At 45.7% G+C, this 21642-nt stretch carries 15 protein-coding genes; 10 read left to right on the top strand and 5 right to left on the bottom strand.

Going from position 1 to position 21642, the window contains the following annotated elements; all coding sequences use genetic code 11:
- Positions 1-16 precede the first annotated feature (16 nt).
- On the bottom strand, positions 17-1657 hold the full coding sequence (locus MADE_RS16760) for an amidohydrolase (RefSeq protein ID WP_023559902.1): 1641 nt from the start codon (positions 1655-1657) through the stop codon (positions 17-19).
- A 71-nt stretch (positions 1658-1728) separates the two neighbouring features.
- Positions 1729-2745 (bottom strand): serine/threonine dehydratase, encoded by a 1017-nt coding sequence (locus MADE_RS16755; RefSeq protein WP_023559901.1) that lies wholly within the window; start codon positions 2743-2745, stop codon positions 1729-1731.
- A 171-nt stretch (positions 2746-2916) separates the two neighbouring features.
- On the opposite strand from MADE_RS16755, the gene MADE_RS16750 reads away from it, so the two are divergent.
- Both MADE_RS16750 and MADE_RS16745 read left to right on the top strand, forming a co-directional pair.
- A complete protein-coding gene (locus MADE_RS16750; RefSeq protein ID WP_023559900.1) occupies positions 2917-5904 on the top strand; it encodes a putative bifunctional diguanylate cyclase/phosphodiesterase in 2988 nt (995 codons plus the stop codon).
- Positions 5905-5916: 12 nt separating this feature from the next.
- Positions 5917-6291: a PH domain-containing protein gene (locus MADE_RS16745; RefSeq protein WP_015068106.1), complete on the top strand. Its 375-nt coding sequence runs from the start codon at positions 5917-5919 to the stop codon at positions 6289-6291.
- A gap of 130 nt (positions 6292-6421) precedes the next feature.
- Here the strand turns inward: MADE_RS16745 and MADE_RS16740 are convergent, their stop codons facing one another.
- On the bottom strand, positions 6422-8635 hold the full coding sequence (locus MADE_RS16740; RefSeq protein ID WP_020746616.1) for a S9 family peptidase: 2214 nt from the start codon (positions 8633-8635) through the stop codon (positions 6422-6424).
- A gap of 70 nt (positions 8636-8705) precedes the next feature.
- On the opposite strand from MADE_RS16740, the gene MADE_RS16735 reads away from it, so the two are divergent.
- From MADE_RS16735 to MADE_RS16700, 8 genes are all read left to right on the top strand, one after another.
- Positions 8706-9326 carry an NAD(P)H-binding protein gene (locus MADE_RS16735; RefSeq protein WP_020746615.1) on the top strand — a complete coding sequence of 207 codons (621 nt, stop codon included), beginning with the start codon at positions 8706-8708 and terminating at the stop codon, positions 9324-9326.
- Positions 9327-9457: 131 nt separating this feature from the next.
- Positions 9458-10174 (top strand): tRNA1(Val) (adenine(37)-N6)-methyltransferase, encoded by a 717-nt coding sequence (locus tag MADE_RS16730; RefSeq protein ID WP_041912964.1) that lies wholly within the window; start codon positions 9458-9460, stop codon positions 10172-10174.
- Between the two features lie 13 nt (positions 10175-10187).
- Complete coding sequence (locus tag MADE_RS16725; RefSeq protein WP_015068102.1) at positions 10188-10682, top strand: YgjV family protein; 495 nt, start codon at positions 10188-10190, stop codon at positions 10680-10682.
- A gap of 279 nt (positions 10683-10961) precedes the next feature.
- On the top strand, positions 10962-11534 hold the full coding sequence (locus tag MADE_RS16720; protein ID WP_023559898.1) for a hypothetical protein: 573 nt from the start codon (positions 10962-10964) through the stop codon (positions 11532-11534).
- Positions 11512-13734 carry a UDP-forming cellulose synthase catalytic subunit gene (bcsA, locus tag MADE_RS16715; RefSeq protein ID WP_041912780.1) on the top strand — a complete coding sequence of 741 codons (2223 nt, stop codon included), beginning with the start codon at positions 11512-11514 and terminating at the stop codon, positions 13732-13734. Before MADE_RS16720 ends, bcsA begins: the two co-directional genes overlap by 23 nt.
- A complete protein-coding gene (locus MADE_RS16710; RefSeq protein WP_023559897.1) occupies positions 13734-16010 on the top strand; it encodes a cellulose biosynthesis cyclic di-GMP-binding regulatory protein BcsB in 2277 nt (758 codons plus the stop codon). Before bcsA ends, MADE_RS16710 begins: the two co-directional genes overlap by 1 nt.
- Positions 16004-17104, top strand: coding sequence for a family 8 glycosyl hydrolase (locus MADE_RS16705; protein ID WP_020746612.1), 1101 nt, complete (start codon positions 16004-16006; stop codon positions 17102-17104). Before MADE_RS16710 ends, MADE_RS16705 begins: the two co-directional genes overlap by 7 nt.
- On the top strand, positions 17101-19548 hold the full coding sequence (locus MADE_RS16700; RefSeq protein ID WP_023559896.1) for a cellulose synthase subunit BcsC-related outer membrane protein: 2448 nt from the start codon (positions 17101-17103) through the stop codon (positions 19546-19548). Before MADE_RS16705 ends, MADE_RS16700 begins: the two co-directional genes overlap by 4 nt.
- Positions 19549-19599: 51 nt before the next feature.
- Here MADE_RS16700 and MADE_RS16695 read toward each other — a convergent pair whose 3' ends face one another.
- On the bottom strand, positions 19600-21015 hold the full coding sequence (locus tag MADE_RS16695) for a collagen-binding domain-containing protein (protein WP_020746611.1): 1416 nt from the start codon (positions 21013-21015) through the stop codon (positions 19600-19602).
- A gap of 183 nt (positions 21016-21198) precedes the next feature.
- Positions 21199-21609, bottom strand: coding sequence for an ExbD/TolR family protein (locus MADE_RS16685; protein ID WP_015068094.1), 411 nt, complete (start codon positions 21607-21609; stop codon positions 21199-21201).
- Positions 21610-21642 lie beyond the last annotated feature (33 nt).

Raw genomic sequence — 21642 nt, 5'->3', positions numbered from 1 at the left:
CGCACTACACTCGCGGTTATTGGGCAAATACTTGCTTGCCTGCCACGTACGTAGCGTGCACTTCGGTTTTCCAAATGTCCTTCGCATCAATGGTGAAGATATCTTGGTCCACTAAGATAAAGTCGGCCCATTTTCCTGGCGTTAGCGTACCTAGTGTGTCTTCCATATGCCCAGCGTATGCCGCATCTAACGTAAAGCCTTTAAACGCTTGCTCAACGGTTAGAGCCTCGTGAGCATACCAGCCTTTTACTGGCTGGTTGTTTCTGTCTTGACGGGTTACCGCCGCGTGAAGGCCGTAAAAGGGGTTGGCTAACTCTACTGGAAAGTCAGAACCTAGTGGCAGCGCAATGCCTGAATCTAGCAACGTTTTCCATGCATAGGCGCCTTTCATACGTTCTTTGCCTATGCGATCTTCGGCCATGTTCTTATCACTGGTGGCATGCGTTGGCTGCATAGAAGGTAGCACTTTTAACTTGGCAAAGCGGGCCAAATCATCGGGTGCAATTACTTGCGCATGCTCAATACGATGGCGGAGTTCGCTGCCGCCAATATTGCCAAAGGTAGTTTCAAATTCATTTAGCGCTACGTGGTTCGCTTTATCGCCAATGGCGTGATAGTTAAGCTGAAATCCTGCGCCTATAACGGTGGTGAAAAGCTGCGTCATGTCTTCAGGTTGAGTCAGTAATAAACCATGCTGGTGTGGGGCATCGGAATAGGGCGCAAGAAGCGCTGCACCTCGGCTACCTAGCGCGCCATCGCCATAAGCTTTAACCGAGCGAATATACAAAAAGTCGTCTTCGTCGCGAATAGGGCCGTTACCCAACATGGTCGAAAGCTCGGGTTCTGTTGCGCTTATCATAGCGTAAATACGTACCGGTAAATCGCCCTCAACGGCCTCTTTTAAATAGAAGTCATAAACCTCTCTGCCGACGCCGGCATCATGCATTGACGTGATGCCATTAGCAAGTAAGTGCTCACCAGCTGCGTCGAGCTGTTGGGCATATATGGCGTTACTGGCTTTGGGTAAATGCTCTTCTATTAATAAAGATGCGTTATCAATGAACACGCCAGTAGGGTTGCCGTTTGCATCTTTGATAATTTCACCGCCAACGGGTGATTGAGTGTCTTTAGTAATGCCCGCTAATTCCATGGCTTTAGTGTTGACCCACGCCGCGTGACCGTCTACACGGGTAAGAAAAACGGGGCGGTCAGATACGACGTTGTCTAAGTCGGCCGCTGTTGGAAAGGCCCTGTCAGACCATAATTCTTGGTTCCAGCCACGCCCTGTAATCCAATCTTGTTGTGCATTGGCAAAAGCGTAGTCGGCCACCATTTTGGCGGCATCTTGGGCGCTGCTGCTTTCTCGCAAGTTCACTTCGAGTAAGTTTGCACCTAAGCCTAGCAAGTGACCGTGTGCATCTATTAGCCCTGGCAGCATCACCTTTCCGTTGCCATTTATGGTTTCATCAATACGGTGGTTGTCTTTTTCTACGTTTAGTGCCACTACCTTGCCTTCATCTATAACAAGGTTAGAAAACGTGATGAGCTTGCCGCTTTCATTAAGCGTGTAACCTTTCACGTTATTTACAAGCGTTGCAGCCTGAGAAGCTCCCATAGACAGGGCAGCCATGAGTGCGGCAGAGGCAACAACGCCCATTACTCGCTTTGCAGGATGAGTATTCAATAGTGTTGGAGTCATAGTTAATTTCTGTCTTGTCTTCATGATTTTTATTCTTCGTTTAATTCTTCAAAGTCGATGATAGGTGGCTGTAGCAAAAAGTCACGTTCCCAAATTTTTGCCATGGAAGCTTGGCTAATGTTGCCCCCAGATAACATCACTAAAGCGGTTTGCCCTGGTGTCGTATTGGCGGCCCATGCGGCAACCGCCGCCATAGTCATAGCGCAAGTAGGCTCAATGTGAAGCTTTAGTAGATGGTGCAGCCATTGCGTCCAATAAGCAATTTGCACCTCGTCCACTTCATAAAAATCATCAAGCTCTTGAAGTAAAGGAAACGTAACATCACCAACAGATGGTGTGGCTGCGCCATCGGCAAGGGTGTTAGGCGAATAGTCTAAAGCAACAATTTCACCTGCTTGAAGCGACATAGAAGCATCATTGGCTTCAGCGGGTTCTGCGCCAATGACAAGTGCATCAGGTTGCAATGTGCGTGTTGCCAACAGAGTACCTGACAACAAGCCACCACCACCGCAGGGAGCAAATACAGCGTCTACCTTACCCACCTCATTGAGAGCCTCAAGTGCTGCAGTGCCTTGTCCGGCTACAATATCTTCGTGATTAAACGGCGGGATCCAGACCGTATCAGGGGCTTTTGATGCTTCTTTTACCGCAGCGTCGGCCTCTGGACGAGTGGGAAACAACTTTAGTTCACCACCATAGCTTTGCGTGGCAGCGGCTTTAATAGGGGAAATAGTTTCACTGGCAAAAATTGTTGCCTTAATACCAAAGTGTGCAGCTGCATAGGCTACCGCCTGCGCATGATTACCCGAACTATTTGCAACCACGTGTTTTGGAAGGCGACCTTCTTCTTGTAAACGGGCGAGGAAATTCATGGCGCCGCGAAGCTTAAACGCGCCGATCGTCTGTAAGCACTCGGCTTTAAATAGGATACGGTGGCCTAACCAGTGGTTAAGTAAAGATGATTCCACTATAGGCGTGTGTTTTACGTCTTTTTTGATCCGCTCGTAAGCGAGTTTAATACTGTCAAAGTTAGGTGTGCTACTCATTCATTAGCGCTCTATGGTTAGCGATGCTTTATCTATTTTGATACTAATCCCCTACAGTGCCAGATGTGTTCATTTTTCGCCAGAGCCTACAACATATTGTATATAAGGCAATTCACATTTGTTTCATAATTCTACTTTAGTCTATCTCGGCGATTTACCGGAGATACGCAAATGCTGAGCAGAATTAACCATCGTATATATGCATTCCCTACGGTGCTTTTCCTTTTTCTCACCCTCGTTTTCGTATCTGCGGGTGTATCCATTCAAAGTGAAGAACGTGCGGCCCGAGTCTCTAAGGCAAATACAGTGGCTGAGCAAGTCAAAATCAGCTTAGAGGTCTTTTCTACCGAGCGTATTCAAGCCCTTCACAACGTAATGAGAAATTGGCCTACGTTTGAACCGAACCAGGTAGACTGGTTTAATGCCCAAGCGCTTTCGCTTATGGGAATGCAAAAAGGATATTCATCGCTAGCGTTTGTTAACGCGAAGGGCAATATAGAGTGGATTGCTACCCCAAATTCAGGGGTTAAAACGCGACTGGATAACCGTTTAGTTGGGGAACCGATGAGCGAGTTAGGTCTGACTATTTCCTCGATGTCTGAAAAATTTGAAAGTACGCTTATTTTTTCTCCTCAGACTCAGCATCATCATATTCTTATTGGCAGAGCTATCAGCCCTCAAGAGCCGGAGCACGGGTATCTAATAGCAGGGTTCGATGTTCAGTCTATTTTAGGCGTCATGTTAGGCGAGTTAGTGGGGCCCCAATTTAACTTTAAGTTGGCGGCTGACAATGCCATATTATTTGAAAGCGGCGTACTTGTTAACGACGGCACACAAGTTTCACTCGCGCCGTTTTCCTTCATTACGCGTGATTTTACCCTCTCTATGCAATCTCAACTGAGCCCCTACAATACGGGTATGCTGGTTATCGTTATTGGTTTGATCATGACTGCCTTGGTGAGTTATGTATTGCATAAGCAGCTAAAAGGGGCGGTGAGTTTATCAGATAGCCAACAGAGGTATTTAACCGCTAGCGAGGCGTCTTTGGATGCGTTGTTGATATACCAACCGTCTGATGAAGACTTTGTGTTAGTAGAATCAAACTCCTACAGTCGATACTTATTTCGAGGGGCCTGTGATGTTCTGCACGCTATGACGCTTTCTGAGCAAATGCGTTACCTAGAGCTTCATGACATACCCAAGCATGTGCAAAGTGTTGCAGAAACTGGGGTGCCTTACGAGTCGCACCTTCCTTTAACAAGCGATAAAGTTGCCCCTGAATGGCTTAAAATACAGGTGGTAAAAGCGGCAAATAACATCGCGATTACAGTCAGAGACGTAACTGAACGTTTTAAAGCTCAGCAGGATTTGAAACGCAGTGAGGAAAAATACCGGCGTTTGGTCGATGGTATGCACCGACACTTTGTTTACACCAAAACGGTCGATCACACGTTTATTTACGTAAGTGCGGGCCTTGAAAAAATATTGGGATATGCTCAAGAAACGTTTTGTAAAAACGAGCCTAAATACGTTCGCCAAGTTCCCGATGAAACTTTTGAAATCCGCGAAATAATAGCAAGAGGAAACAAGCCCGAGCCCTATCTGGTTCACTATCAAAGTAGCGGTGGCAAATCCGTAGTGCTGGAGTTCTCCGATACGCCAATATTAGATGACGCGGGCGCATTAATTGCCATTGAAGGTATTGCCCGCGATGTAACAAAAGAGTTGGTGTTACAGGAGGAAGTGTTTTTTCAAGCGAATCACGATCAGCTGACAGGGTTACTCAACCGTTACGCGTTCGATGCGCAATTACGCGAAATTTTACTACATACCAATGACAGCGCTGAGTACACCCCATTCAGTGTTACCGGTAAAAGCGGTGGCATAAATAGCAAAACCAATGTGACGGCAATTAATCTACACAGGGAGCCTGCAAAGCCTAGCGTTATGTGTTTTATCGACATGGACCGTTTTAAATTGGTTAACGATAGCTGTGGGCACCCGGCGGGCGACAAGTTACTAAAAGAGATATCGACTATTTTTAGGCAATTTGTAAATGGCCAAGATTTACTGGCTCGCATAGGAGGCGACGAGTTCTGCATTATATTTCGTAACCAAAGTTTGGATGAGGTTACCCAGTGTTTAGATAAACTTTTGCTTGCCGTTTCAAATTACCGCTTCGTATATGACGATAAACTCTTTTTCGTTGGTGCCAGCATTGGTGTAATAGAAATAAACGAAAGTACTCAAAGCGCTGAAGCATTGATTAAGGCAGCAGATAATGCCTGTTATAAAGCCAAGCACCTTGGGCGCAATCGCTACTTTGTGTTCCGAGAAAACGACAGTCAAATGGCGATAGACGACAGTGAAAACCAAGTATTGCATGCACTGCATAAAGCACTGCAACACGACGGGTTCGAGTTGTATAGCCAGGCGATTATGCCGCTTACAGTGCCGCAAGAAGAGCAAGGTGCTCACTTACAGCATTATGAAATTTTACTTCGTTTAAACTCTAAAGAGAGTGGGCTTATTAGCCCCGGGTTATTCATACCTTTAGCAGAACGCCACGGGTTGATGAACAAAGTGGATTTATGGGTTGTCGATAACACCTTAAAAACGTTGGAAAGCAACCCTGCGCATATCGACAATGTAGGTAAGGTAGCGATTAATCTGTCGGGGATCACGCTTGGCGATGAAATGGCGCTGCATAAAATCGCGCAGCGAATGCAAAGTACCACGGTACCCGCCGAAAAAATATGTTTTGAAATAACCGAAACAACCGCGGTAACTAACTTAAATGCGGCAAAACATTTTATTTCTACATTACGTGATATCGGGTGTAGCTTTGCCCTTGATGACTTCGGCGCGGGTATGTCCTCCTTCACGTATTTAAAGAACTTAGACGTGGATTACGTCAAAATTGACGGGTCCTTTGTTCGAAATATCGTTCACGATCCTATTGATCATGCTACAGTAACGGCAATTAATAACATTGCGCACAGCATGGGTAAGCAAACCGTTGCTGAGTTTGTGGTGGACAATGCGACAGCAGAAGTACTGCGAAAGCTGAAGGTCGATTATGGCCAAGGTTTTGCTTTGGATAAACCCAAACCACTGGCGCATAGAGTTCAATGGCGAGTAAAGCTTGCCTCTGCCTAAAAGGAAATAGTTATGGGTTTATTTGATACCATTATGGGTAATGCAAGCGAAACAAGCGCTGCAGATGTTCAAGAAGAACTCACCCCCATTTTAGCGGCTAATGAGACGGTTACTTCTGCGTTCAAATTAGTGCGCGATTTAAGCGTGTTCACTAATAAGCGTTTAATTCTTATTGATAAGCAAGGCCTTACAGGGCGCAAAGTAAACTACCACTCAATTCCCTATAAATCGATTACCCAGTTTATTGTTGAAACGGCGGGGCATTTTGATACCGACGCTGAGCTTAAAATTTGGTTGTCGGGTAAAGCCGATCCAGTTGAAATAGAGCTGAGTGCGTCATCAGCGCAGGCGGTACAGCAAAACCTAGCAACCCAGATGTTTAGCTAATAACGGCAAATATGGTGCCCCTTTGTGGGTATTGCATTTTGTATACCGCCAAGCCATTTTGTAAAACCCATTAAAAAAGCGATGCGCTTTCACAAGGCATCGCTTTTTTATTGCTTCACTTACTCTTAGCTTAGTCTTTTAAATTTCTATTAAAGAAATTGGTGACAGTTTTGTATAAGTGAATGCCCGTTTGTTTTCCACGAATACTGTGTTTCTTTCCTGGGTAGTCCATAGTTTCAAACGGAATTGCCAAGTCTTGAAGGTGTTTGTACAGCATGGTCGAGTGGGTGAACAGTACGTTATCGTCAGCCATGCCGTGGTAAATCAAAAGGTCGCCTTTTAGGTCTTTTGCGTAAGGGAATACTGAAGACGCAGTGTAAGCATCGTCATCCGTATTTGGGTTGCCCATGTAGCGCTCTGTATAGTGGGTGTCGTACAAGCGCCAGTCGGTGACTGGTGCGCCTGACACACCGGCCGCAAAGTAATCGCCCGCTTTAAACATGGTCATTAGGGTCATGTAGCCACCGTAGCTGTGGCCGTGTACGCCAATGCGCTTCGCATCTACATAGGGAAGGGTGCGCAAGAACTCTACGCCTGCCACTTGGTCTTCAACCTCAATAAAGCCCATTTTTTTGTAGATAGGATCTTCAAAACCCTTGCCGCGATAGTTAGAGCCGCGGTTGTCTAGCGTAAACACCACATAACCTTGGTCAACCCAGTGTTGGAACAGCAAACCACGGTTGCCCGCCCAGCTGTTTGTTACAACTTGTGCGTGCGGGCCGCCGTAAAGGTAAACAATAACAGGGTGTTTTTGCTTAGGGTTTTGCTTTGCACTTTCTGGCGTGTAAATACGGTATTTGAGGGTTGCGCCATCTTTGGTGGTAATGTCACCAAATTCAGGGGCTGTCCAGCTATCCATATAGGCGTGCAGCGGGTGGCCTTCTTCAACCTTGTTTTCTTCAAGCCAAGTAATTCGCCCGCCGGTTGCGCTGTTAAGGCTAACCTGGGCAGGTGAATTTATGGTTGAGAAACGGTCAATAAAAATAGAAGCATCTTTGCTAAACGCAGCGCTGTGATAAGCACCAAGCTCAGTCACGCGAGTTATATCCCCGCCATCTAGCGACACACTATATACATGGCTTTCCAGTGGCGTGTCTTTACGTCCAGAGAAGTACAAACGGTTATTTGCTGTGTCGATGGCTTCTACACTGTCTACTACCCAGTCACCCTTCGTTAATTGCTTAACTAATTTACCGTTATTGTCGAAGAGGTAAAGGTGCTTGAAGCCATCGCGCTCTGAAGCCCAAATGAATTGGCCTTGCTCTTTTAAGAAGTATAGGTCGTCGTGCAGGTTTACCCACGTATCACTCGATTCGGTTAACAGCACCTTTTGCTTGCTTTCTGTTATGTCAAAAGCGCGAAGTTCAAGGGTTTGCTGGTCGCGGGTTTGCCACTGATAAGTAAAGGTACTGCTGTTTGGCATCCACTTACCACGGGCAAAATAAATGTCTTTGTCATCACCTAAATCTACCCACGTGCGATCGCCAGAACTGATGTCTTGAATAGCAAGTTCCACCAATACGTTTGGCGTGCCCGCTTTCGGGTACTTTTGTTCAATAAGTTTGATGTCGTCAGCATAAATTTCAGAACGTGTGATCACGTCGACCGGGCTTTCATCCACCTTGGTAAATGCAATCTTGCTTTCATCTGGCGACCACCAGTAGCCTGTCATGCGGCCCATTTCTTCCTGTGCCACAAACTCTGCCATACCGAATTTTATATTGCCGCCACCTTCTTTGGTGATGGCGGTTTCTTTACCTGATGCAATGTGCTTTACGTAAAGGTTCTGGTCGCGAATAAACGAAATGTAGTTGCCTTTAGGCGAAAGCTTGATGTCGGTTTCAAAAGCTTCTGTATCGAGCAGCTGCTTGGCACCTTTCTCGCCAAGCTTGTGGTAAAACACGTCACCGCCTAGCGGAAATAATAAGGCTTTGCCATCGTCTGACCATTGGTAGCTTACAATACCGCTGCCTGATAAACGCATACGTTCGCGGCGCGCTTTTTCTTCGTCAGAAAGCACTTCTTCGCCACTTTGTAAATCGTTAGAGTCGAACAGCATGCGAGTTTCACCACTCTCAATGTGGTATTCCCAAAGGTCCAAGCGTTCATAATCAGTTTGTTTCCCTTTAAGGAAAGTTACACGCTCTCCATCAGGCGATACTTTTAAAGCGCGAGGCGCATTGCCATCAAGAGAAGGGGAGGAGAAAATGCGCTCAATAGTGAGCGTTTCAGCGTTTAAAGCAGTAGAGAGCATAGCGGCTCCAATTAAAAGGGCTTTTTTCATTTTTATCTGCATATTTGACTGTCGAAGGTTTGATTGTAGTTATATCAATTTATGATACAAGGTGCGACGTATGAAATCCGCAATGGTGCTAGGAGCGACAGGTTTAGTAGGACGAACGCTCGTAAACATGCTGTTACAGGATAGACGGTATAGTGAAGTAACCTGCTTGGTCAGAAAACCACTGTCATCGCAGATGTTTAAGGACCCACACAATAGGTTAAAACCCGTGGTGATCGACTTTGATCATCTTCAGGATTACCAAGGCTACTTTAGCGTAGATCATGTCTATTGCTGCTTGGGCACAACGCTTAAAAAAGCGGGGTCCAAGCAAGCGTTTCGGCGGGTGGATTTTGAATATGTCCACGTAGCGGCGCAGTTAACTCGGGCGCAGCGTGCGAATAGCTTCGTTTGGGTTTCGTCGGTGGGGGCCGATGCTAAAAGTAGTAATTTTTATTTGAGGGTAAAAGGCGAGTTAGAAAATGCCATTATGCGCATGCCTCAGCTGCCCCATGCATCAGCAGTTAGGCCGTCACTGTTGTTAGGCAATCGAGATGAGTCGCGCACCCTTGAAGATATTGCGCAGAAAACCGCGCCTATCTGGCAAAGCCTGATGAAAGGGCCATTGAAAAAATACCGGCCGGTTCACGCCGTTGATGTAGCGAGAAACATGATGTCGTTACAGCGCTGGTAATGAAATGTCACAACCTTAACGTGAAGCGCTGGTTATCATGGTATAGAATGCGCGGCTTTTAATGACAGGATAATGTCTACCTTCTTATGTTTCGCTGCAAACAATTTACGGTTGCTCAAGACAAATGTGCAATGAAAGTGAACACAGACAGCCTTATTCTAGGAAGCTGGGCTGAGCCTAACTCTGCCCAGCGCATAGTAGATATAGGAACGGGAAGCGGTATTTTAGCGCTGATGATGGCGCAAAAAGCCCAAGCTTTGGCCTGCATTGATGCCATAGAGATTAATGAAGGCGCTGCATCACAAGCCGCTTTTAATTTTCAAAACGCGAAGTGGTCAAAACAGCTATTTATACATCATAGCGATATCAAGACGTTTGAAGCGCCATATCAGTACGATATGATTATCACAAACCCCCCTTATTTTGATACGCCACATCAAGAGACCAAGGCTTATAGCACGCAGCCGGAAAAGCGAAACCTAGCAAGACAAACGTCTTCACTTAATCCGAATGAACTTTTTAAGCGAGCCAGTGCAATGCTTGTTGAGTTAGGAAGTATGTACTGCGTGTACCCATCTTCTATAGAAGATAATGTCATTGAGATTGCGCTGTCCTGTGGTTTTGCATTAAAAAAAATAATGTATGTAAGGCACTCGTCAGAAAAAGCACCTTACCTTTGTGTGTTTCACTTCACAAAACGTGCTTCAGGTTTAGCGGGTTTAAACCGCCAACATGTCTTGGCATCAATCGCTGCAGATAGCAGGCAAACACTCACTATAAAAGATGAACAGGGCCAATATACCCACGAATACAAAGCCCTTTGTCAGCCTTTTTATTTGAAATTTTAACGAGCAGTAGAAAATGAATATTGTTGCAGAAGCGTTTGGTGCGATAGCTGTTGTTTTAAACTTTATTGGATATAGACAAAGCCATGTAGACAAATACCTACTTATTTCGGCTTTTGCGCTAGCTGCGCTAAGTGCGCACTTTTTCATGCTTGATGCCATGGCCGCCGGAGTCGGTACCTTGCTTGCCAGCGTTCGTAACTTTATTGCCATCAAGCACCGAAGTAACACCATCTTGTTTGCCTTCGTGGCGGTAAATATTGGGTTTCTCGCTTATGAGTGGTTTGTGCTAGAGCACGGTTGGATCATTTTTATCGCTTATGCATCCTCATTAATTTTTACGGTAGGATCTCTTGTTATTCGTAATACGCATACCATACGAAAAGTTTTTCTTGTTGCTGAAACCCTTGGGCTTGTTTACGCAATATCTGTAGGGAGCATCTTTGGTACCGTTTTTAACGTCAGTAACCTAATAAGTATTTTAAGTAAGCTGCGCAAGCCGAACACCTAAAAAACAAGCATATCCTTCTTATCAATTAGTCTAATACCCCTCCTTTTTTCAGGGTTTAAAAGTTCGAAATTTAGCCAGGAAAGTTCAGCTTTAAAAACCTGTGGGAAATGCGCTATCCCTTATTCTATAAGGTTTATACCAAAGTTTAATGAGCTAAAGTTCAATTTTATTTTGCGTATGTAAGCGTATCATTATCAATCAGTAAGTATGGTTTCAGCAATTTTTCCTCCGGGTGTGCAGAAGTAAACTTGTCGTGTAGTAATGAGAGGGTTGTGCGCCGTGAAACTAGTCGATAATGCAAAACAATTTGGTCAGTCTGAACTGCTTGAACAGTCATTTCAAAGCGCCATTAACGCTGGTGTCGCGGTAAATGTTTTTGAACGAGCACAACATTTCAGACAAGCGACACCCGCGAGCAACAAGCCTCGATTAGTGGAAGCGCGTACTAACCTGGAGACGGAAAAGCTTTGGAAAAAGCGTTTGACGTTACTGTTAGACGCCGAAAATAATCTTATTAAAGTTATACGCTTACGTAAAATTACTGGTATATTTACGGTACTAAGTATGGCTATGTTTTTATTTTCCCTGTACGTGGCACCTTCCATGTCGCCGGTCGCTTTTTATGGCTTGATCGCCGTTGCAGCCTTTGGCGTAGCAACGTATCCGGCATGGTTCTTAGTTTCAAAAAGTAACAGAAAACGCAGAGATCACATCTCTAGCTTGTTTTATAAAAGTAACCACGAAGTTGAGATCGTGGACGGTAAGATGACGTTAATAAACAGGGCGAACTATGCAAGTGTAACGCAAATACACATATTGGATCGCAAACTTGGATTATTCGCAAACTTATAGACATCACTATACCTCTAAGCTGATAGTAGTACTCTTAGTTGCGTCTCTTTTTCTAGGGGCGCTTTTGTTAGCGCCCATGGATGCGCTTGGCCAGCTCCTTTCTTCGATAGTCGTTCTTATTTTTGTATCGCTTTGCAGTAAAGAAGCGAGGCACACTCAAAAGTATCAACACTTATTTCGCGTTGTTGCCCTTGTTCTAGCAATCGCGCTTAGTGTTAGGTATTTACTGTGGCGGGGCCTTTACACACTGACCTATTCCGATGTTTTATCGATGATTGCAGTGTGGCTACTTTTCGCCGCTGAAATCTATGCAGGCATCACCTCTGTGTTAGGCGCTATTGTCAATGCGTTCCCTTTAAGCCGACCTTTACTTTCTTTGGAAGGAATGGATAAATCTACGTTGCCTAGTGTCGATGTTATGATTCCTAGCTATAACGAAGATGAAGAAATATTAGAAGTCACTATCCGCGCAGCAAAAATGCTGGATTATCCTAAAGAGAAACTGCATATCCATTTGCTGGATGATGGAGGGACGGATCAAAAAATCAATGCAGACAACCCGATTTCAGCCGCTCAAGCGAAGCAGCGTAGACAGGATTTACAGGCACTGTGTGAACGCTTAGGTATTACCTATCACACTCGGGCAAAAAATGAGTTTGCCAAAGCGGGTAACGTTAATAGCGCAATACAAAACACCCATGGCGACCTAATAGTGATCCTAGACGCAGATCACGTACCTACATCGGACTTCCTTGATAGAACCGTGCCTTGGATGCTTAAAAACGAGAAAGTATTTCTTGTTCAAACCCCGCACTTTATGGCGAATCCCGACCCTGTAGAGCGTAACTATTTTTCAGCATTCAGCCGTATGCCATCAGAAAATGATATGTTTTATGGCACTATCCAAAAAGGCTTAGATTATTGGGGCAGCTCGTTTTTTTGTGGTTCAGCCGCACTTATGCGCCGTAAGCATTTAGATTTGGTAGGCGGTATATCAGGTGAGTCTATTACCGAAGATGCCGAAACCGCATTGGACCTTCATAAAATGGGCTACGAGTCGGTTTATGTCGATAGACCCATGGTTAGCGGCCTTGCGCCCGAGACCTTCGATGCTTTTATTCAGCAGCGCATGCGCTGGGCACAGGGTATGACCCAAATTTTATTACTGAAAAAGCCTTTTAAAGCAGAAGGGCTAAAATGGTATCAGCGAGTGGGCTACATGAGCTCAATCATGTTCTGGTTATTCCCCTTTGCTCGTATCATCTTTTTATTTATGCCTTTGGCGTACCTTGTGTTTGGTCTACAGGTGTACCATGCCTCCATACTTGAAATCTTTGCCTATACACTGCCACACGTCATCGCTACCTACATGATATCTACCATGCTTTTTGGGCGAACACGATGGCCGCTAGTGTCTGAGCTCTACGAAATATTGCAATGTGCGTTTACGCTAAACGCGCTAGTAAAAGTCTTCTTAAAACCACGTGCACCCTCTTTCGTTGTAACCCCAAAAGGGGAGAGCTTAGAAAGAACCTTCGTGTCGCCCCTTTCTAACGTCTTTTACTGGGCAATACTTGTCATTACTTTTGCATTGGGAAGCGGTGTGTATAAGTTTATCACCGAGCCGTTAACCCGAGAGCTCACATTAGTGGTGTTGCTCTGGAATGTCTTTAATTTACTAATACTTCTGTCAGTGCTAAGTGTACTTTTAGAGCGTAAACAGGTAAGAAGTCAGGCTCGCCTGCCCGCCACCAATAGCGTGGTGATTAAGACAAATAGTGATGAAGCTTGGGTGGGTGACTTAGTTGACCTTTCGTTAGGCGGTGCAAGGCTAAAACTAAAAGGTGAGGGAGCGTTCGTGCCAGAAAGGGCAACGCTAACGTCATGGAGCCATGCACTTAATAAAAACGTACACATCGCTATTGTTGTACTTCACTACGACAGTAAATCAAAAATACTTCGGGTGCGCTTTACACCAGAAACTGAAGAACAAAAAAGTGAGGCTATCGCGTTTGCGCTTTGTGACAGTTTGCGCTGGTTAGCTTTTCAGCGACGCAGAACCAGACCTATTTCTTACTGGTTTGGCGCTAAACACGTATTAAAAGTTGGGCTAAAGCCTGTTTTATTACATATGCTTGTATTAATGGGGAAATTCGCTAGCCAATTAGGGTTACTACCTAAAGCGGCAAAGGATAGTTAATGATAAAAAAATACCTTATTTTCACCTTGTGTTTGTGCATGTCGTTAACCCTAGCGGCGCAAACCGAGACATATCGGTTGACGGATTTTTTTGGTGGTGACGGTACCGTACGCCTTGAGGGAAAATCTGCTTCGCTGGACATCTCGATCCCATTAAGTTCAGTTACCAACATTAACAGCGCGCAGTTAAGATTAGAGGTGATGAGCTCTCAAGCACTGATAAAAAAACGCTCTCAACTTTATGTCAGGTTTAATAATGCGACGATAGGACAGGTAGCATTTGATCCGGATAGACCATCGCTAGTGTCAGAGATAGAAATTCCTAATACGCTGTGGCGCGCGGGTTTCAATACCCTAACACTGGCGGTAAGTCAGCATTATGCTGAGCAATGTGTAGATGGTAGTGCGCCTGAGTTGTGGAGTGAAATAAATGCCTATACCTCCACATTGAAAATTGACGCTTCAACTGCTGAAACACGCTTTATGCTAGATGAACTTAGCGGCTTTTTTAACCCCGGTATTGGCGGACAGAGAGGCGTGCAACTCTATACCGCACGCGAGGCTGACAGTGAGCTAAAACAGCAAGCGCTCCCTATTGTGGCGCAAGCCTTGGCGCTTAGAAACCAGTATCAGCCACTTATCATAGAGAGCGACACTTTTGATGACGGATATGTGTTACCTCAGTTAGATGAAACTGAAAATAGCGAGTGGAACGAACAAAACATAGCCCGTTATGAACGTTCGGCTTGGTATTTAACGGCAAAACCCAAACAACCGGTTCACGTATTGGTAGGCACTGTAGAAGCGCTATCGCCGGTATTATCTAATGAAGTAATTAACCAAATTGACGGTGCGTTTCTTAAAGCCCAACGCACTCCAGCATTTATTACGGACAATAAAGTGATAGTGCCTGCAAGTTACCGACTTATTGTGAGTGGTACTACCCAAAGTGAAGTACTAGAAGCAGCAAAAGCGCTGGCGATAATGGATGATGCTATTAATCCAATTTCCCAGGTAACCGTGCTTTCTCAAACTCAAATGGACGCAGACACGCTTCAACGCAATCGAGTACTTACCCCCGATAATCGTTATTTTTTCCAACAACTTGGCGCATCTACGTCACAGTTTAGAGGGGAGGGAAGTTTTAATAAGCGGGTGTCGTTCAGGCTGCCTGCTGATTTCTATGTACCGGAAAATGCGAGCGTCAATTTACTGCTCAATTTTGGCTATGGCGCGGGTTTTGGACCTGGCTCGGTGATGAATGTAAGTGTAAACGACGAATTGGTTCACGGCTTGTCGCTAAACAATGAGAACGGCCAGTCTTTCAGAGACTACCAGCTTCGAGTGCCTGCGCGGTTCTTTAAAGGCGGCGTAAACTATATTGATTTTGATGTCGCTTTGAACGCGCCGCTTGCCGGAGTGCCTTGTGATGATGTTGCAGGAAAACACCTAGTATTCCAGCTTGTTGATTCTTCATCTATAGAATTACCCAATGCAGGTAATGTAGCTGTACAGCCGAACTTAGCATTATTCGCTGAAACTGCGTACCCGTTTGCCCGTTTTAAAACTGCCCCTGCTTCAACGATTACCATTCCTTCAGAGCAGTATTTAGATACAGCCCTTACCCTTTCCGCAAAGTTAGCGCAGGTCGCACAAGTACCTTTGCTAAATGTTCAAATAGCAATGGGTAGTGAGGTAACGAAAGAGGGCTCGATAATCGTTTTGGGCACGCCAGAAACCCTTTCGCAACTAGAACAGTCTGAATTTAGTACTGCCATAGAGGCCACGAAACGCTGGTCTTATCGACTGCAGAATAATTTGTATAACCATATTCGCACCGTAACCGGCGATGAGTCTTTTAAAGAAATGCGAACAAATGGTCAGACTGTACAAAAAAATGATTTAGGTGAGCAGGCGATTTTGACCGCGCAAGCGCACCCAACCTCATCGCAAACCGACACCTTATTCATTGTTGCTGCGCAAACCCCTGAGCTGTTGCAAACAAGAGTGACTGAGCTTGTTAGTCTTTCAATGTGGGGCCAAATGGCAGGCGATTTCTTTGCGTGGAAAGATGCACTATCACCGTCACTTGTTATGCAAGTAAATGACAAATACGAAGTAGGTGCAGCTGACGATAACTGGCTGCATTTAAGACTATGGCTTTCTAACAACCCTTGGTATTGGTTGATTGGGTTTGTCGTTACTGTCTTCGTGGTAAGCTTAATTATCTACCTATTACTTAAGCGCAGAAATAAACAAGTACAAGACTCATGGTAACCGGATTTAAGGCAACAAAAACGCTGCTGGCGATAGCACTAACCCTATTGTTAGTGTCGTGCTCCACAAAAGAAGACAATGCTTTTAAATCGCAATTTATGGCGTATAAAGCGCTATTTATCGACGGCGGGCGTGTGGTAGATACGGGAAACGATGAGGTGTCGCACAGCGAAGGGCAAGGTTATGGCATGTTATTCGCTGTAGCAGCCGACGACAAAGATACCTTCGATGCCCTATGGCACTGGACCCAGCGCACGCTTTTGCGCAGCGATGGGCTTTTCAGCTGGCGATATCGCCCATGTGCCGATAATTCGGAGTCGTGTATAGACGACCCGAATAATGCATCAGATGGCGAGATTTTAATTGCATGGGCCTTGTTACGGGCCAGTGAAAAATGGGGAATAAAGGGATATCAAGACGAAGCGGGTAAGATTGTTCAGGCTGTAGAGCAAAAGCTGTTGGTAGAGCATCAAGGTAGCGTGATGTTACTACCTGGTGAGTACGGCTTCACCTCACAAAGCGAGGGGCAAAAGAGCCTCCAGCTTAATCTGTCATACTGGGTTTTTCCCGCACTTACAGATTTATCTGCCTTATCCAATACACCGTCGCGATGGCAAAAGCTCCATCAAACTGGGCTTACTTTGCTTTCGAACATGCAATTTTCATCCTATCAACTGCCAAGCGACTGGGTGCGTTTTGAACCCCGCAATAGTGGTTCAGCAAAGTCAGGTTTATCCGGTGAGCTCACCCTAACCAACGTGGTATCTGCAGAGTTTGGCTTTAACGCTATTCGCATTCCGCTGCAGTTGGCATGGTCCGTACAGGTCCGAGACAACGCGGCATTAGCCGAAGAACTTTTTGCGCCCTATTATCAATGGTGGGCTAAAACGCCTACTCCAGCCACTGTTAATCTACTTACCGAGCAAACCGCTGAATATGAGATGACACCCGGCATGCAGTCGGTGAAGTTAGCCGTCAAGTACCTTATGAAATCTGAAGAACCAGTGTGGCCAACAGTTAATCGCAAGATGGACTATTACTCGGCCAGTTTAACGCTGCTCTCTATGCTAGCGGTGTCGGATAACGCATCGTGAAAACGCGCTTTACCCCCCGTATCTTATTTGTGGTATTAGGAGCGGTAAGTATCTCCTACCTGCCACAACAGGCTTTCGGACAAACCAAAACAACCTATAAAGAAAAAGATTTAGGCTTACTTCCCGCGCCCAATGCGCAGCCTGACTTAACGGGGCTTTGGTATCACATTAACGAAAAGCAAATTAAACAGGCGAACGACGAATATAGGCGTTTAAAAAACAGTTATCCTACTTGGGATGTGCCTGAAGAAGTAAAGAGAGAGTTAGACAGGATAAACGGCAGGCTTAAACCCGCTCCCGCAGTACCTATTGCGACGTCCTCTGAGTCAGCAAGTAACGCTTTGCAAAAGGAACAGACAAATAAGGCATTTCAACCGCAAAAGCCACTCTCAAAGTCTTTGCCTTTGGAGCAGTTTGCCCAACTAACGCCTAAAGCGCGCGCTAACACATCAAAACAAAAGATTGAAACCTTGGCTGCGCTAAGCAAACAGCTAAAGCGTACCGACTTTTATCTGCTCATGGGTTGGACAGCTGTAGATAAAGGAATACTAAAGACTGCTGAGCAGCAGTTCGCACTGGCGTTACAATCGTCGGTTCGCGATATCGATAAACAGTCTGCCCAGCAAGGGCTAAACAGTGTGACTGGTGTGAAGCTACAGCAATCACTTGCGCTGCGAGATGTTGAGGCGCTAGAACAGTACCTTAATGCTGATAACAGCGGCTACGCGAAAGAAGTGTTACAGGGCGCAGCTTGGCAGCAGTACGACAAGAAAGATTTCAAATTTGCTGACGCTTTGTTTCGCTTAGTTAACGACAATGAAGGTCGTTATTTAGCCCTTACTGCGCAAAGAAGTGAAGAGGCGCAAGACAAAGCATTTGAGCTGGCCTGTCAATTAAGCAAAGAAGCTTTTATTAGGCGATGCGCGGATGCGCTTGCCAGCCGTCAGGCAAAGTTTTATGACCTAAGGCGCTATAAGCAAAGTATTGAGGCGGGTGAAAAGCTCTCCCGTTTGCGGCCTCTCAATGTTGATGAGCAAGCGCTAATAGGGTGGGCGGCAAAAGCGCTTCAGGACACTGGCAAAGCCACCAACGCTTTTGAAAATGTGCTTGTTGTATCGCCCGATGATACCGTTATTGCTAATGAACTGGTGACCCTAAATCAATATAACGAGTCTGAGCTTAACCGGTTAGCGCTAAAGTTTACTGCGGTAAAAGCAATACAGCAGCAGCGGGTTACACGCAGCGCGTGGCCGCGAAAGCAATTTTTACTTGCTTATAACAGCAACGATGAACGGGTAACTGCGGCGCAGTACAAAGAGGGGATTAGCGCGCTGTATGGCGTGACTACGCGTAGCCGCAGCGGGGACGAAGGGCTTGGTAATTTCGACGTCTTTTCACATTATGTAGGCATTGGCAGCGGTTATGACAATTGGCTATGGCAGGTGTCCCTAGACTATAAGCAGTTCTACAGCGGCAGTCCACAAAGCGGAGATTGGTTTGGCGATAGGCAGTTAAGTAATACTTTTACAGGCATTAGTGGTTTTGAGGACATAGGGCTTCGCGGCGAGGTGAATTATCAGGCGCCTAGCTTTAACTTTTATGCCAATCTCGAATACGCCATGTTCGACCAACCTGTTGACGCCAAAGTAACAGGCCAGCTATCGGCAACCAAGTTTCTTACCAGTACGACGGTTGCGGCAACCTTGTTTAGAAAAGCGAAAGAAGACAGCTTGTTAAGCCAAACCGGTACTTTCAATGCAGACCACCAGAAGCCTTGGGGCTTTGTGATAGAAAGCGGAGTAAGAGGGTTAGTGGCGCATTCAATAGCTGATAACATGTCAGTTGCCGGCACCGCGCAAATCAGCCGCTTAGAAGGCGAGCGGGTTGCCGATAATAGCGCGCTATCGCTTCGTGGTGATGTTAGCTATGATATTGCTAGTGTGGTGTCATCTCAGCTTGATTATTGGCGTGTAGGGCCGTTTTTAAGCTACACGAGCTACGATAAAAACTTAAGCGGGTTTACCATAGGCAACGGGGGGTACTTTAGCCCAAGCCAGTTTGTAAGTATTGGTGGCTATTCAGAGTTGCTAACCCTTGAAGCCTTAAACTGGCAAGTGAAGCTGCGTAGCTCTCTTGCACTCTCCCGTGTTGAACAAGACGACGATCTGCGCTTTCCTATTGGTGGAGCTGCTTCATCCGAAGATAATAACAAAACGCTTGGCGAAAGCTCTGATACAGGCTTAAGCGGAAACCTGATGGCTGAAGGGCAGTATCGCTTCAGTAACAATTGGATTGTGGCGGGCTACATCGGTAAGGCCTTCGCAGTTGAGTATCAGGCGTTTGAAGCCGGTATTCAAATAAGGTGGCGAGAAGGGCAAGGTACAGGCGTGACAAGTGATGAACTGTTACTGTCTTCGCCCAGACTTAGCGGCTTTGCACTGTAAAGCCGCTATGCCTGCGGTTAACGACGTCATTTCAATGTCTCGCTGACCTTTTTACGCCTGGTTCTTTCTACGTCTGGCTAACATAAGGAAACTCGCTCCAAATAACAGGGCAATGGAGGCAGGTTCGCTAACGTTGATAGCACCAAACTGGTAGTTATTTATTTGGCCTGTTGGCGCCATGTAGGTTTCACCTTCATCGTTTATCAATTCTACTAGTGGTGTAACTAAACTATTAGCAATCACATTGCCGTCTACGTGGCCATTATAAAAGCTTAGTTCTGCGTAAGGGGCCAGTACGCTACCCTTAACACCTACGCTGTGTAGCGTAAGAAAATCAGCATCGACGAAGTTAAACAGAATATTGTTGGTATAAAGACCATCGTGACGCTGGCCTTTGTTATTATCGTTGTCTCTGTATTGGCCATTTTCTCTAAAGTATTCGTTTTCTTGCGTGAACGCAGTATTGAAAAAGCCCGTATTAAACAACTCGACCGACTCACCATATACATTAATAATGTTATAGCTGGTGGTAGAGAAATCGTAAACGATACCTTTGTCGGCCGCACTAAACCAACTTGAGTCAACGTCATAGATATTAATATCATCAGACCCAGAAAAGGTGATGGTATTCACTTTGGCGGTGTTCGGGTCGGAACACACTACCGCTGTGTTAGGATCGTTGGCATCTGTACATGTCAACGTTGTGGTGCCATTCGACGTCATTGATGCAAACGCTTGAGATTGCGCCGTAACTTCAGAAGCAATAGCATTGAAGTCAACGTTTTCAACAACAGCCTTGCTGACAGTGTCTTGCTCAACGGCCGCTGCACTTGACTCGTTAAGAGGAGTAAAATTATTAACGTCGTTGAGCGTTACTACGCCGTTAACTTCACTGCTATCAAGCTCAACGTTAGATTCCGCGAATACATTGCCATTTTCAACCTGTGAACCATATTCACTGGTATTGCTCGCACTGTCGTAGACGCTATTAGGCCCGCCAAGTATTACCGTGTTAGCGTGAACATCACCTGAAACCACTTTTGAGTTACCAAGTTTTACGTCGCCTTGAGAGGTAATACCACCAGACTCGACGGTCGAGTTAATAAGGTTAACGGTTTGCTGAGCGTTGAGGGCGTTATCGAAAGTCAGTTCGGAGCCAAACACCATGCCAGATACAGTCGTAGGACCGCCGTGTACGTCACCTCGAGTGAAATGAAGATTGCCGCCTACAGACAACGCAGACTCGGACACACTCGGTGATAGCAGCAAACCGACATTAAAATCGGTTACGTTCATTTCGCCGCCAACGGCCAGACGGCCTTCAACGTCAGAGCGTTCGCCTTCAAAGTTTTCGAAGATAAAGGCGTTATAGTTGAACGCTTCGCTTAGTTCTATTGTTGCTGCAGACACCTGGGGCGCTGACATAACCGCTGCAACTACAGCAGTATAAAGTATTTTTTTGTGCATAATGGCTCCAGTGACATCCGAGTCTGGAACCGAGTTTCAACATGGGTTTTCCAGACACACCGAATGGTACGATCTGAACAAAATTCATGCGATAGCACAAGAGATACTTTGGTATAAGGTCCTATACGAAAAAAGCCACCCGAAGGTGGCTTTTCTTAATTTTCGCTTGGTTAAGACCGAGCTTTAGCTGCTCTTCTTAACCAAAACAGATACTTTTTCGATACCTGCGATTTTAACTTGGTTCATAACCTCTACCACAGTACCGTGCTCGCTATCTTCGTGAGCCTGGATAGCAGCTGAATCCGTGTTGTTTTCCGCTAGGTATGTTTGCGTGTTTGCAACCACACGACGAATGTCTACTTCACGGCCACCCATCATGATTGAGCCATCAGCATCAATACGAATAGAAAGCGCTTTTGAAGGCTTATCGTTTTTAGCTTGATTGTCTTCTGGACGGTTTACGTCTAAACCTTTCTCTTTCACGAACGAGGTCGTTACGATGAAGAAAATCAACATGATGAACACGATGTCCAACATGGGGGTCATATCAATCTGAGCCTCGTCTTCAGCCGAGGTATGCTTTTTTCTTTTCATCTCGTCTTCTTTCTTCTGTTACGTTCGAGCCAT

The sequence above is a fragment of the Alteromonas mediterranea DE genome, assembly GCF_000020585.3.
In the GTDB taxonomy this organism is placed as follows: domain Bacteria; phylum Pseudomonadota; class Gammaproteobacteria; order Enterobacterales; family Alteromonadaceae; genus Alteromonas; species Alteromonas mediterranea.
This window is presented reverse-complemented; position numbering and strand designations above follow the sequence as displayed.

Excerpts from the sequence above, each read along its gene's own strand:
- MADE_RS16760 (WP_023559902.1), bottom strand. The coding sequence starts at position 1,657 with ATGGGCGTTGTTGCCTCTGCCGCACTCATGGCTGCCCTGTCTATGGGA.
- MADE_RS16755 (WP_023559901.1), bottom strand. The coding sequence starts at position 2,745 with ATGAGTAGCACACCTAACTTTGACAGTATTAAACTCGCTTACGAGCGG.
- MADE_RS16750 (WP_023559900.1), top strand. The coding sequence starts at position 2,917 with ATGCTGAGCAGAATTAACCATCGTATATATGCATTCCCTACGGTGCTT.
- MADE_RS16745 (WP_015068106.1), top strand. The coding sequence starts at position 5,917 with ATGGGTTTATTTGATACCATTATGGGTAATGCAAGCGAAACAAGCGCT.
- MADE_RS16740 (WP_020746616.1), bottom strand. The coding sequence starts at position 8,635 with ATGAAAAAAGCCCTTTTAATTGGAGCCGCTATGCTCTCTACTGCTTTA.
- MADE_RS16735 (WP_020746615.1), top strand. The coding sequence starts at position 8,706 with ATGAAATCCGCAATGGTGCTAGGAGCGACAGGTTTAGTAGGACGAACG.
- MADE_RS16730 (WP_041912964.1), top strand. The coding sequence starts at position 9,458 with ATGAAAGTGAACACAGACAGCCTTATTCTAGGAAGCTGGGCTGAGCCT.
- MADE_RS16725 (WP_015068102.1), top strand. The coding sequence starts at position 10,188 with ATGAATATTGTTGCAGAAGCGTTTGGTGCGATAGCTGTTGTTTTAAAC.
- MADE_RS16710 (WP_023559897.1), top strand. The coding sequence starts at position 13,734 with ATGATAAAAAAATACCTTATTTTCACCTTGTGTTTGTGCATGTCGTTA.
- MADE_RS16705 (WP_020746612.1), top strand. The coding sequence starts at position 16,004 with ATGGTAACCGGATTTAAGGCAACAAAAACGCTGCTGGCGATAGCACTA.
- MADE_RS16695 (WP_020746611.1), bottom strand. The coding sequence starts at position 21,015 with ATGCACAAAAAAATACTTTATACTGCTGTAGTTGCAGCGGTTATGTCA.
- MADE_RS16685 (WP_015068094.1), bottom strand. The coding sequence starts at position 21,609 with ATGAAAAGAAAAAAGCATACCTCGGCTGAAGACGAGGCTCAGATTGAT.